At 76.2% G+C, this 11,655-nt stretch carries 15 protein-coding genes; 7 read left to right on the forward strand and 8 right to left on the reverse strand.

Translation table 11 applies throughout. From position 1 onward, the window contains the following. The coding region (locus tag VM242_03555; protein ID HVM04228.1) for a heavy metal translocating P-type ATPase at positions 1 to 1,988 on the forward strand (1,988 nt) is incomplete at its 5' end. A gap of 54 nt (positions 1,989 to 2,042) precedes the next feature. Here VM242_03555 and VM242_03560 read toward each other — a convergent pair. Then, positions 2,043 to 2,411 carry a hypothetical protein gene (locus VM242_03560; protein ID HVM04229.1) on the reverse strand — a complete coding sequence of 123 codons (369 nt, stop codon included), beginning with the start codon at positions 2,409 to 2,411 and terminating at the stop codon, positions 2,043 to 2,045. 96 nt (positions 2,412 to 2,507) lie between these two features. Next, on the reverse strand, positions 2,508 to 3,536 hold the full coding sequence (locus VM242_03565; protein HVM04230.1) for an FAD-dependent oxidoreductase: 1,029 nt from the start codon (positions 3,534 to 3,536) through the stop codon (positions 2,508 to 2,510). 140 nt (positions 3,537 to 3,676) lie between these two features. On the opposite strand from VM242_03565, the gene VM242_03570 reads away from it, so the two are divergent. Further along, positions 3,677 to 4,762, forward strand: a complete 1,086-nt coding sequence (locus VM242_03570) for an S-(hydroxymethyl)mycothiol dehydrogenase (protein HVM04231.1) — start codon at positions 3,677 to 3,679, stop codon at positions 4,760 to 4,762. A 13-nt stretch (positions 4,763 to 4,775) separates the two neighbouring features. Further along, complete coding sequence (locus VM242_03575) at positions 4,776 to 5,384, forward strand: MBL fold metallo-hydrolase (GenBank protein ID HVM04232.1); 609 nt, start codon at positions 4,776 to 4,778, stop codon at positions 5,382 to 5,384. A gap of 103 nt (positions 5,385 to 5,487) precedes the next feature. Here the strand turns inward: VM242_03575 and VM242_03580 are convergent, their stop codons facing one another. Together VM242_03580 and VM242_03585 are read right to left on the reverse strand one after the other, a co-directional pair. Continuing rightward, a complete protein-coding gene (locus VM242_03580) occupies positions 5,488 to 5,706 on the reverse strand; it encodes a hypothetical protein (GenBank protein HVM04233.1) in 219 nt (72 codons plus the stop codon). Continuing rightward, positions 5,703 to 6,578: a formate dehydrogenase accessory sulfurtransferase FdhD gene (locus VM242_03585; GenBank protein HVM04234.1), complete on the reverse strand. Its 876-nt coding sequence runs from the start codon at positions 6,576 to 6,578 to the stop codon at positions 5,703 to 5,705. The genes VM242_03580 and VM242_03585 overlap by 4 nt, the downstream gene beginning before the upstream one ends. Before the next feature lie 68 nt (positions 6,579 to 6,646). On the opposite strand from VM242_03585, the gene VM242_03590 reads away from it, so the two are divergent. Then, on the forward strand, positions 6,647 to 7,447 hold the full coding sequence (locus VM242_03590; GenBank protein HVM04235.1) for a hypothetical protein: 801 nt from the start codon (positions 6,647 to 6,649) through the stop codon (positions 7,445 to 7,447). 13 nt (positions 7,448 to 7,460) lie between these two features. Continuing rightward, positions 7,461 to 7,892: a Rieske (2Fe-2S) protein gene (locus VM242_03595; GenBank protein HVM04236.1), complete on the forward strand. Its 432-nt coding sequence runs from the start codon at positions 7,461 to 7,463 to the stop codon at positions 7,890 to 7,892. Positions 7,893 to 7,897: 5 nt separating this feature from the next. On the opposite strand, the gene VM242_03600 is transcribed toward VM242_03595, so the two are convergent. The 3 genes from VM242_03600 to VM242_03610 form a co-directional block, all read right to left on the reverse strand. Beyond that, positions 7,898 to 8,713, reverse strand: a complete 816-nt coding sequence (locus VM242_03600; protein HVM04237.1) for a GAF and ANTAR domain-containing protein — start codon at positions 8,711 to 8,713, stop codon at positions 7,898 to 7,900. Positions 8,714 to 8,854: 141 nt separating this feature from the next. Next, a complete protein-coding gene (locus VM242_03605) occupies positions 8,855 to 9,877 on the reverse strand; it encodes an LLM class flavin-dependent oxidoreductase (GenBank protein HVM04238.1) in 1,023 nt (340 codons plus the stop codon). After that, positions 9,874 to 10,002, reverse strand: coding sequence for a hypothetical protein (locus VM242_03610; protein ID HVM04239.1), 129 nt, complete (start codon positions 10,000 to 10,002; stop codon positions 9,874 to 9,876). The genes VM242_03605 and VM242_03610 overlap by 4 nt, the downstream gene beginning before the upstream one ends. Positions 10,003 to 10,102: 100 nt before the next feature. Here VM242_03610 and VM242_03615 point away from each other — a divergent pair, with 100 nt between their 5' ends. Next, a complete protein-coding gene (locus VM242_03615) occupies positions 10,103 to 10,624 on the forward strand; it encodes a GNAT family N-acetyltransferase (protein ID HVM04240.1) in 522 nt (173 codons plus the stop codon). 10 nt (positions 10,625 to 10,634) lie between these two features. On the opposite strand, the gene VM242_03620 is transcribed toward VM242_03615, so the two are convergent. Then, positions 10,635 to 11,207: a molybdenum cofactor guanylyltransferase gene (locus VM242_03620; protein HVM04241.1), complete on the reverse strand. Its 573-nt coding sequence runs from the start codon at positions 11,205 to 11,207 to the stop codon at positions 10,635 to 10,637. 187 nt (positions 11,208 to 11,394) lie between these two features. Here VM242_03620 and VM242_03625 point away from each other — a divergent pair, with 187 nt between their 5' ends. Further along, positions 11,395 to 11,616 carry a hypothetical protein gene (locus VM242_03625; protein ID HVM04242.1) on the forward strand — a complete coding sequence of 74 codons (222 nt, stop codon included), beginning with the start codon at positions 11,395 to 11,397 and terminating at the stop codon, positions 11,614 to 11,616. Positions 11,617 to 11,655 lie beyond the last annotated feature (39 nt).

Here is an 11,655-nt window from a genome sequence, read left to right on the forward strand (position 1 = left end):
CCCACGCCGCCCACGCAACCCACGGGGACCATGCGGCGATGTTCCGCACGCGGTTCTGGGCGAGCCTGGCGCTCACCATCCCGGTGGTGCTCTACAGCGAGATGCTGATGGACCTCACCGGGTGGATGCCCCCGGCGTTCAGCGGAGACCGGTGGGTCGCCCCTGTCCTCGGCACGCTCACGTTCCTCTACGGCGGCCCCGTGTTCCTCCGCGGCGGCCTCGACGAGCTGCGGCGCCGCCGGCCGGGGATGATGCTCCTCGTCTCCATGGGCCTCCTGGTCGCCTTCGGCGCCTCGGCGGCCACGCAGCTCGACCTGCTCGACGTCGACCTGTGGGCCGAGCTGGCCACCCTCACCACCGTCATGCTGCTGGGCCACTGGCTCGAGATGCGGGCCCTCGGCCAGGCCAAGGGTGCCCTGGCGGCGCTCGCCGCCCTCCTCCCGGACGAGGCGGAGCGCGTGACGGGAACCGGCACCGAGACGGTGGCGCTGGCCGACCTCCGGGCCGGGGACGTCGTCCTCGTGCGCCCCGGCGGCCGTGTCCCCGCCGACGGCGTGGTGACGGAGGGCGACGCCGAGCTCGACGAGTCGATGGTCACCGGCGAGTCGCGGCCCGTGGCCAAGCGCCCGGGCGACCGGGTCGTCGCCGGCACGGTGGCGACCGACTCGTCCATCCGCCTCCGGGTGGACGCCGTGGGCGAGGACACCGCGCTCGCCGGCATCCAGCGCCTGGTCGCCCAGGCCGAGGCGTCCCGGTCGCGGGCCCAGGCGCTGGCCGACCGGGCCGCCGCCCTGCTGTTCTACGTGGCCGCCGTCGCCGGCACGGCGACCTTCCTGGCCTGGTACCTCTCGGGCGACACCGAGCACGCCTTCGTGAGGACGGTCACCGTCCTGGTGATCGCCTGCCCGCACGCCCTCGGCCTGGCCATCCCGCTGGTGGTGAGCCTGTCCACGTCGATCGCCGCCCGGGCCGGGATCCTGGTGAAGGACCGCCTCGCCCTCGAACGGATGCGCACGGTCGACGCCGTGCTGTTCGACAAGACCGGCACGCTGACCAAGGGCAACCACGGCGTCACCGGCGTCGCCACCACGACCGCCGCCGCGGCCGACGAGGACGAGCTGCTCGGCCTGGCCGCCGCCGTGGAGTCCGATTCGGAGCACCCGTTGGCCAAGGCCATCGTCGCCTTCGCCCGCACGCAGGGGGTCGCACCCCGCACCGCATCCGGCTTCCGGTCGATCACGGGCCGGGGCGTGGAGGCGATCGTCGACGGCGAGCGGGTGGCGGTCGGGGGCCCCAACCTCCTCCGCACCCGCGGCGTGGACGAGCCGGCCGCCCTGGCCGCCACCACCGACGGCTGGCGGGCGCGGGGGGCGGCCGTCCTCTACGTCCTCCGGGGCGACGAGGTGGCCGGCGCCCTGGCGCTGGAGGACGAGATCCGGCCCGAGTCGCGTGAGGCGGTCGACGCCCTGCACCGGCTCGGCGTCAAGGTGGTCATGATCACCGGCGACGCCCGCCAGGTGGCCGACGCCGTGGGCGCCGAGCTCGGCATCGACGAGGTGTTCGCCGAGGTGCTGCCCGAGGACAAGGACTCGGCGGTCACCGGCCTCCAGGCCCGGGGGCTGCGGGTGGCCATGGTGGGTGACGGGGTGAACGACGCTCCTGCCCTGGCCCGGGCCGACGTCGGCGTCGCCATCGGGGCGGGGACCGACGTCGCCATCGAGTCGGCCGGGGTCGTCCTCGCCTCGTCCGATCCCCGGGCCGTCCTCGGCGTCATCCGCCTGTCGCGGGCGAGCTACCGCAAGATGGTCCAGAACCTGGTGTGGGGCGCCGGGTACAACCTGTTCGCCATCCCCCTGGCGGCCGGCGTCCTGGCGTGGGCGGGCGTCACCCTCGCCCCGGCGGTGGCGGCGGTGCTGATGAGCGCGTCGACCGTGGTCGTCGCCGTCAACGCCCAGCTGCTGCGCCGGGTCGACCTGTCGCACCGCTGACCTCCCGGCTCGTGCGGCGCCGGCCCTTCGGGCGGCCGGCGCCGTACCGGCGCGTCAGGGCGACAACCGGTCGAGCAGCCAACGGGGGCCGACGACGCCCGCCCCCACGGCGCGCACGCGGGCCGCCAGGGCCCGGTCGGCGGACACGACGGTCACCACGCCGGCCGGAGCCGCCGAGGCGGCGGCGGCGATGGTCTCGTCGCCCTCACCCGGCGCGTGGACCACCCGGACGCCGTCCTCGTCGCCCTCCTTCGCCCCGCCCCGGGCCGCGCCCTCGAGGACGACCACGACCGGTGCGCCGACCCGCCCGTCGGCCACCGCCACCCGCACGGCGTGGACGAGCCCGGCGGCGGCCCCCGCCCGGTCGCGCCACCACCCGTCGGGCCGGGAGCCGACCACGTTGGCGGCGTCCACGACGAGCACCGGCTCAGGTTCGCGCGTGCACGGCGACGACGGCCGGTGCCGGTATCCGCCCGGTGACGTGCCGGCACGTGACCACCGCCCGGCGGGTGGCGGCCGCTACGACGACCGGCGGGCGCCGCCCGCCCCCCGATCCGCCGTCTTCGGCATGCGCACGACGAGGTCGGACGGTGCCGTGGGGTCGGCGTTGCCCCGCTGGGCCCCGAGCGGGCGCTCCAGCCGGAACAGGGCGGGCATGCCCTCCTGGTGGGCGACGGGGGAGAACAGGTCCCGGGCGACGAAGCGGGACCGGATGGCGGCCAGGGTGGCCGGGTCGGGGACGTGCTTCTGGTTGAAGTAGTGCTCCTGGTAGATGAACTCCTCGGCCGCGCCCATGTCGGAGAGCGCCGTCGCCATGTCCTCCGTCATCGCCCCGTTCCCGCACAGGTAGAAGCGGTTGCCCCCGAGGGCGGGGAGCAGAGGCGGGACGGACTCGGTGAGCCTTCCCCGCAGCCCACGCCACGCCGGGGACGGCTGCGACAGCGAGACGTGGTACGAGAAGCCCGGGAAGCGGCGGGCCACCTCGTCGAGGTCGTCGGTGAGGCAGATGTCGTCCTCCAGCCGGAGCCCCCAGTAGAGGGTGACCCGGCGCCGGAAGCCGGCGTCGGCCAGGTAGGAGACGAGGGCGTGGAACGGACCGACGCCCACGCCGGTGGCCAGGAGGACGAGGTCCCGGTCCTCGTCGCGGGGCACCATCGCTCGCCCCGTCGGGGCCCGGAAGGCCAGCACCTCGCCGGGCTGCATCGAGCCGAGGTAGCGGGACACCGGCCCGTCGGCGACGACCCGCACGATCAGCTCGAACGTCCCGTCGTCGCCCGGAGGAGAGAAGATGCAGTACGGGCTGCGGGCGTACCCGACCCCGTCGACGTGGTACTCGACGCCGACGAACTGGCCGGGCAGGTGCTCGAACGGGCCGCCGTCGACGACGCGGAAGCGCAGGCGCACGGTGCCCGTGGGCGCCACCGTGGTGGCGGACAGCACCTCGGCCCGGCGGTCGTAGCGGCTCTTCCGGCTCCACCCGCCGGCCACCGCGGCGGCCGCGGCCTCGCTCGGCGTGAGGCGGCCGGGAACGGACGCCGGCGGTGTCACGGGACTGGTCCTCCTCGGCGAGCGGGGTCCGCCCTTCCCGCCGATTCTACCCGCCCTGCCCGCGAAATCCCGGTCGGGACGCCGGCGGGCGTGCCCCGCGCGACGATGGCCGGGACCCGGCGAGCGAGGGGAGCGGCGCGATGGCACGCGAGGTGCGAGGGGTGGTCGCCCGGGCCAAGGGCGAGCCCGTCTCGGTGGAGACGATCGTCGTGCCCGACCCCGGCGAGGGGGACGTCGTGGTCCGGGTGCAGGCGTGTGGGGTGTGCCACACCGACCTCCACTACCGGGACGGCGGGATCGCCGACGACTTCCCGTTCCTGCTGGGCCACGAGGCGGCGGGCGTGGTCGAGCAGGTCGGACCGGACGCCGGGGACCTGGCGCCGGGTGACTACGTCGTCATCGCCTGGCGGGCGCCGTGCGGGACGTGCCGGTCGTGCAGCCGGGGCCGGCCCTGGTACTGCTTCGCCAGCCGCAACGCCTCCCGGCCCATGACGCTCGCCGACGGCACGCCGCTCAGCCCCGCCCTCGGCATCGGCGCCTTCGCCGACCTCACGCTGGTGGCCGCCGGGCAGGCGGTGAGGATCGACCCCCGTGCCCGCCCGGAGGCGGCCGGGCTGATCGGCTGCGGCGTGATGGCCGGGTTCGGCGCGGCGGTGAACACCGCCGGCGTGGGCCTGGGCGACACGGTGGCCGTCATCGGCTGCGGTGGCGTGGGGAGCGCGGCCGTCGCCGCCTCGGCCCTGGTCGGGGCGCGGAGGGTGATCGCCGTGGACGTCGATCCCCGCAAGCTGGAGTGGGCGACGCGCTTCGGTGCCACCGACACCGTCGACGCTCGCAGCACCGACCCGGTGGAGGCGATCCGGGCGCTCACCGACGGGTTCGGGGCGGACGTGGTGATCGACGCCGTCGGCCGGCCCGAGACGTTCCAGCAGGCGTTCTACGCCCGGGACCACGCCGGGGTCCTCGTGCAGGTCGGCGTCCCCACGCCGGCCATGCGCCTCGACGTGCCCCTCGTGGACGTGTTCAGCCGGGGCGGGGCCGTCAAGCCGTCCTGGTACGGCGACTGCCTGCCGTCCCGTGACTTCCCCCGCCTCATCGACCTCTACCTGTCGGGGCGGTTCGACCTCGGCGGCTTCGTCACCGAGACCGTGAAGATCGACCAGGTGGAGCAGGCCTTCGAGAAGATGCACGCCGGCGACGTGCTCCGTTCGGTCGTGGTCCTCTGAGGCGGCCGCCGGCGTGAGGATCGACCTCGTCCGCACCGCCGGCGTGTTCTCGCTCGACGGCGAGGACTTCGACGTGGAGAACAACGTCTGGGTCGTGGGCGACGACGAGGAGTGCGTCGTGGTCGATGCCGCCCACGACCCTTCGCCCATCGTCGACGCGGTGGGCGGCCGGCGGGTGGTGCTGCTGGTGTGCACCCACGGCCACAACGACCACGTCAACGCGGCCCCCGGCGTGGCGGACGCCACCGGCGCGCCCGTCGCCATCCACCGGGACGACCGCATGTTGTGGGACGCCGTCCACCCCGACCGGGAGCCCGACGTCGACCTGGCCGACGTGCCGTCGATCGATGTCGCCGGCGCCCGCCTCGAGGTCCTCCACACGCCCGGCCACTCGCCCGGCGGCGTGTGCCTGCACGTGCCGGCCGAGGGCGTGGTGTTCTCGGGCGACACGCTGTTCCAGGGCGGGCCGGGCGCCACCGGGCGGTCGTTCTCCGACCGGGGCACGCTCGTGGCGTCCATCCGGTCGAGGCTGCTCGTCCTCCCGCCCGAGACGGTGGTGCACACCGGCCACGGGCCGTCGACCACCATCGGGGCGGAGGCGCCCGGGATCCCGGGCGGTTGACGGTCGGCTCCCGTGCTTCTTTGTCGAGAAACCGACCTGGGAGGTGGAAAGGTGACCGAAGAAGCGCGGGCCGCCCTCGCCGCCTGCCCGACTCAGATCAGACTCACGCCGCCCGGCGGGCGCCGGTGCGCCACTCCCAGGCGTCCACCACCGCCGAGGCGCGGACGAACACGTCCGTGCCGGCGGCGAAGAGCCACACCGTGCCCGGGGACGGCCGGGCGGAGACGAGCGTGGCGTCGTCGATGCGTGACCCGTCGGCCAGGGAGACGCCCACCTGGCGCCCCTCGAGGGTGCGGAGATCGGAGATCCGGCGAGGCGTCATGGCTGTCCTCCCTCGTTCCATAGCAACGTAGGTCCGTCGCCGGAGGGATGCGCGGATGGCCCGTCCTGATACGGCGCATCCGAGAACGGCGCCGGCGCGTAGACGTTCATCGACGACGGGCGCAGGAACCCGACGAGGGTGAGGTTGGCGCGCCGGGCGGTCTCGACGGCCAGCGACGACGGGCCGCTGACGGCCGCCACCAGGCCGAACCCGGCCGCCCATGCCTTCTGCACCATCTCGAAGGACGCCCGGCCGCTGACGAACAGCGCCGCCCCGCCCGCCGGGAACCGGCCGTCCAGCAGGAGACGGCCCACGACCTTGTCCACGGCGTTGTGCCGGCCGACGTCCTCGCGCACGACGCCCACGTCGCCGGTCGCGGGGTCGAAGGACGCGGCGGCGTGCACCGAGCCGGTGGCCTCGAACAGCGACTGGGAGGCGCGCACGGCGGCGGGCACGGCGGCCAGCACGACCGGGTCGGCGGCAAGGGGGGCGGGCAGCGGGGCGAGGCGCGCCGCCAGCGACTCGATCGACGCGTGGCCGCACAGGCCGCAGGCGGCGCCGACGGTGCCGAGCCTCGCCGGCGCGGCGGGGGCGACGCCGCCCGTGTCGACGTCCACCACGTTGAAGCCCGTCCCCGCCGCCGGTCCCGTGGCGCAGTACCGGACCCGGCGGACGGGCGCCCCCGCCAGCAGCCCCTCGGCGGACAGGAAGCCGACGGCCAGCTCGAAGTCGTGGCCCGGCGTGCGCATGGTCGTGGCGACGAGGCGGCCGTCGAGGCGGACCTCCAGCGGCTCCTCCACGATGACCGAGTCCGGCCGCACGCCCCTGCCGGGCGTCGAGACGAGCACCTCCCGGCGACGGCCCCGTGCCACGCCGCCCACCGTAGGGGACCTCCGACGCCGCGACCGCCCGCCCCGGGCAGCGCGTTATCGTCGGCCGAGTGAACGACCGCGAGGTGATCGACGCCTTCCTGACCGGCGGGGCGAAGCGGGCCTTCGGCCCCTCGCTGCACATCGAGAACAACTCGTTGATCCTCAACGGCTGGTGGCACGCCGCGCTGCGGATCGCCGACGGCGTCTACGTCGTCCGCAACGAGGAGCCACGGGAGGACCGCGCCCCGCTGGACGAGCTGCTGGGGGCCCTCGTCGGGCTCGGGCTCTCGCAGGTGGCGCTCGACCATCCGTACATCCAGCCCATCACCTACACCGAGATCTCCCTCGGCCAGGTCTCGTGGTCGCTGTGGGCCACCGACCTGGCCACCGGCGAGGCGGCGCTGGCGGACCGCGCCTCGGCCGAGACGTTCTTCACCGACACCGACACCGACAGCGCCTTCTTCGACGCCTCGGGCGATCCCAGGGACGCCGACTTCAGCGCCGAGCTGGGGGGCGCGCGCCGGGTGGCCGGGCTGCCCGCGGCCCTCGTGCTCACCGTCGGCGTCGAGCGCGAGCGGGCCGAGCAGCTGGGCGCCGAGCTGGACGACTGCCGGATCGTCACCAAGTCGTTCGCCGAGTTCCCGCCCAGCGCCTGTGGCGCCCTCATCCCCGGCGTGGTGGTGGTCGACGCCAGCGACCGCACCGGCATCGAGTTCATCATGGAGCTCCGGGCGGAGGCGTGCGGTCGCTACGTGCCCGTGGTGGCGCTCACCGAGACGCCCGAGCTGCCGCTGGGCGCCGATTCGGTGGTCGACCTGCGCCAGCCGCCGAGCGCGTGGGCCGAGCCGGTCCGGGCCCTGCTCCCCTGAGGGCTCGGCCGGCGTGACGCCCGAGCCGCGCTGGGAGGCGGTGCTGCGCAGCGGGGACTGCGTCGCCGGCGACGACGACGGGCCCGCCTTCGCCGCCGTGCGGGTGGGCGACGCCGACCTGCTCGTCGCCCGGCTGCCCGGCGGGGAGGTGGTCGCCTTCGCCGCCGAGTGCCCGCACCTGTCGACCCCGCTGGACGGGGCCACGCGGCGAGACGGGCGGCTGCGCTGCGCCCGGCATCTCTACGAGTACGACCTGCGCACCGGCGAGAACGTGGTGCCGGCGCGCGACGCGCCGCCGGCGTCGCTGTGGAGGCTCAGGCCCGGCTACCTGTCACGGCACCGGGTGCAGGAGCGCGACGGGTGGATCCTGGTGGCGGACCGCCCCGAGCCGCCGCCCGCCGCCTACGACGCCGGCCTCGAACGGAGCCCGACCCGGGCGGGGTGACGCGATCAGCCGGCGAGGCCGGCTCGGCCGACGTGCGAGCTGTCGGCGTTGCGCCGGTCGACGATGGAGCGGGCCACCTCGCTGAGCTTGCGGTTGGACCGCTGCGACGCCCGCCGCAGCACGTCGAACGCCTGGTCCGACGACACGTTCTGGCTCGCCATGATGATGCCCTTCGCCTGGCCGATGATGTCCCTGTTCTCCAACGCCTGGGTCAGCTGCCGGGCCAGCAGCTCGGCCCGTTGGAGGGCGCACGCGTTGGCCAGCGTGATGGACGCCTGGTGGCCCAGGAGGCACGCCTGCTCCTCCGCGTCACCGAGCGCCCGCTCCCGGCGCGAGTAGAGGTTCAGCGCGCCCAGCGCCTCGTCGGCCACCGCCAGGGGAACGGACAGGGAACCGGCGATGCCGCTGGCGGCGGCCGGGCCGGCCAGCTCCGGCCAGCGCTGGTCGGTCGCGAACGAGTCGACCCGGACGACGTGGCGCTGCTGGACGGCGTCGAGGCAGGGGCCCTTGCGGGCCGCGTACTGCGCCCGGTCGAAGTCGACGGCGGCCGCAGCCGACGAGACCGACGTCGACACGCGGCCGTCCCGGGCGAGGGTGACGCTCGCCGCGTCGCACCCGGGGATGGCGGCGACGGCGACGGAGGTGACGCTCTCCAGCATGCGCTCGACGGTCGTCTCGCTGAGGAGCACGCCGGCCAGCTCGCGGAGCCCGCGTTCGAGGGGCCGGTCGTCGCATGCGGACGCCGGCGACATCCGCCCGTCGCTCTCCGGCCCCGGCGCCCGGCCCTCGGGGAGGTGCTGCGGTCCCGCGGGAATGGCCACTCCGTGGCGGTACCCACCTCGGGTCCGTTCCTATCGACTCAGCGGTCCCGCACGGTGCCGGTCACTCTGCGTAGCCGGTGGCCCAGCCCCTCGTCGACGTCCCGGTCGGGCTCCCTGGCCGGCGCCGTGCCCGCCGGCTCGTCACCGGGAGCGCAGCCCGGCGGCCGAGGCCAGCAGCTCGTAGGAGCGCAGGCGGGCCGCCGGGTCGTGGCAGACGGTGACGACGAGCACCTCGTCCACCCCGAACGCCGCCGCCAGGCGGGCCAGCTGGCCGACCACCCGGTCGGGCCCGCCGACCACGAGGCGGCCGCGGTCCTGGGCCAGGCGGGCGCGGCGGGCCGGGTCGAGGGCGGCCACCGCGGCCTGCGCGTCGTCCACCGAGGGAACCGGCCCCCGCTGCTCCTCGGGCGAGAGGCGCCACACCAGGCCGCTCAGGGCCAGCCGCTCGGCCGCCTCGTCGGTGTCGGCGCACACGGCGGCCACCGCCACGTTCACCCGGGGCTCGGTATCGGCGGCCGACGGGCGGAAGTTGCGGCGGTAGCGGCCGACGACCTGCGGCCCGAAGTCGGGGGTGATGAAGTGGGCGAAGGAGTAGGGGAGGCCCAGGGCGGCGGCCAGGCCGGCGCTGTGGGGACTCGACCCCAGCAGCCAGACGTCGGGCCCGTCGCCGGGGCCGGGCATGGCCCGCACGGCGGCGGCGGGATGGCCGGGCTCGAGGCCGCCGCCCAGCCACCCGAGGAGGTCGACCACCCGGCGGGGGAAGTGCTCGTCGCCGTACGCCGTGGGGCCGGGCCGGAGGGCGGCGGTGGCCACCGGGTCGGCGCCGGCGGCGCGGCCGATGCCGAGGTCGATCCGCCCCGGGAACAGGGCCGACAGGACGCCGAAGGCCTCCGCCACCTTCAGCGGGCTGTAGTGGGAGAGCATGACGCCGCCCGAGCCGACCCGGATGCGGGAGGTGGCCGACGCCACCTGGGCCGCCAGCACCTCGGGTGCGGTGCCGGCCAGGCCGACGACGCCGTGGTGCTCGGCCAGCCAGTACCGCGAGTAGCCCAGCTCGTCCGCCGCCCGGGCCAGGTCGACGGTGTGGCGCAGGGCGGCGGCCGGCGTCGTCCCCGCCGGCACCGGCGACTGGTCGAGGACCCCGAGGCGCAGGGGCGCCGTCAGGAGGCGGGCTCGCTGGGCAGCCGGGCCCGGATGGCGGCGTCCACCAGCCGGCGCGCCCGCCCGGCGCCCGCCAGCGCGGGAGGCAGCTCCAGGCGACGGGTGTTCGACGTCACCTCCGCTTGCACGTCCGCCAGTGTGGCCGACCGCAGCGCGTACGGGCGCCCGCCGACCGGTGCCAGAGCGGCGCGGCTGCCACCCGGGCCGCCCATGGGCCACGCTGGCGCGGTGGTCGCCGAGCGCGCCTCGCCCCGCTTCACCGTCCGACGGGCCACCGCGGCCGACGTCGAGCCGCTGGTGGACCTGTTCGTCGCGGTCGCCGCCGAAGGCCGCTGGATCGGCCGTGAGGTTGTCGACCGGAGCGAGCGTCACGCCGAGCTCATGGCCGCCCTGGCGTCCCCCGACGACGGCGTGTTCGTGGCCGAGGCGGCGGGCGGCGTGATCGGGCACCTCGGGATCGTCCGGCGCCGCTACGGCGTGGCCGACCTGGGGATGATGGTCGCCGAGGGATGGCGGGGCCGGGGAGTCGGCTCCGCCCTGCTGGCCGCCGGCCTCGGGTGGGCGCGGGAGGCCGGTGCCCACAAGGCCGCCCTCCGGGTGTGGCCCCACAACGAGGCGGCGCGTCGCCTCTACCGCAGGTTCGGCTTCGTCGAGGAGGGCCGGCTGCGCCGGCACTACCGGCGTCGCAACGGCGAGCTGTGGGACGCCGTGGTGATGGGGCTGGTGCTGGACGAGGGCCCTCGCGGGTGAGGGCGGCGGCTCAGCCGGTCGGCGCACGCAGGCGGGCCCGCTCCAGGTCGTCCGCCGTGTTGACGTTGAACAGCTCGTCGCCCTCGACGGCCACCGTCGTGGCTTCCAGCTCGTCCAGGAGGGTGGTCATGCGGCGGACGCCGCGGGCGATGAGGCGCTCGCACGCGTCGAGGGCGGCGGTGCGCGGGTAGCGGGCGCACAGGGGCTGGGGGCGGGCGTCGGCGGCGGCGACGGCCAGCCCGGGCGGCACGGCGAGCAGCCGGTCGAGGACGGGGCCGGCGAAGGGGAGGTCGCAGGCGAGCACGAGCACGTCTTCCGCGTCCACCTGCGACAGGCCGGTGGCCAGGGCGTTCATCGGGCCCCGTGCCCCTTCGCGGTCGAGCACCACGGGAACGTCCAGGGTCGGCAGGAGGACGCCGGGCCGGGACACCACGACGACGGGTTCGCAGCGGGCGCCCACCGCGTCGACGGCCCGCTCGACCAGGGTGCGTCCCCGCATCACGACGCCGGCCTTGGCGCGGCCGAGGCGGGTGCCGCCGCCCCCGGCCAGGACGAGCCCCGCCACGGGTGGGTCGGCTGCCATGGCCGCGACGGTAGCGAAGGGCCCCGGACGGGCGGGCGACCCCCGGGGGATCGCTGGCTCGGGGCGGCCGGGGGGTCTAGGGTGCGGCCGAGCAGCGTTGGTGGCGCTGTCGACCGGATCACCGGGGCATCGGGCCGCGGCACGACCGGCTGGCTGCCCTGCCCGCGAACCGTCCGGAGGCCCGACCGTGAGCACCGCAGTGCAGCCCATCGAGCCCCCGGCCGGCCGCCGCCCCTTGCCCTGGGCGCCCATCGCCGCCGTGGTCCTCGTCGTGCTGGCACTTCTCCTCGCCATCCCCATGGCGCCGCCGCCCGACGACCGGCCCCGCCCGGCCGCCTCGGTGGGCGGTCCCGCTGCCGGCGCCGGCGCCGCGCCGGCGCCCGCCGTGCGTCCCGCCCCCACTCCCTGACCCTCGGTGGTCGGCAGCCGGAGGGGGCCCGGCTGCGGC

Source organism: Acidimicrobiales bacterium (assembly GCA_035540975.1).
Taxonomy (GTDB): Bacteria; Actinomycetota; Acidimicrobiia; order Acidimicrobiales.

Excerpts from the sequence above, each read along its gene's own strand:
- VM242_03570 (HVM04231.1), top strand. The coding sequence starts at position 3,677 with ATGGCACGCGAGGTGCGAGGGGTGGTCGCCCGGGCCAAGGGCGAGCCC.
- VM242_03620 (HVM04241.1), bottom strand. The coding sequence starts at position 11,207 with ATGGCAGCCGACCCACCCGTGGCGGGGCTCGTCCTGGCCGGGGGCGGC.
- VM242_03580 (HVM04233.1), bottom strand. The coding sequence starts at position 5,706 with ATGACGCCTCGCCGGATCTCCGATCTCCGCACCCTCGAGGGGCGCCAG.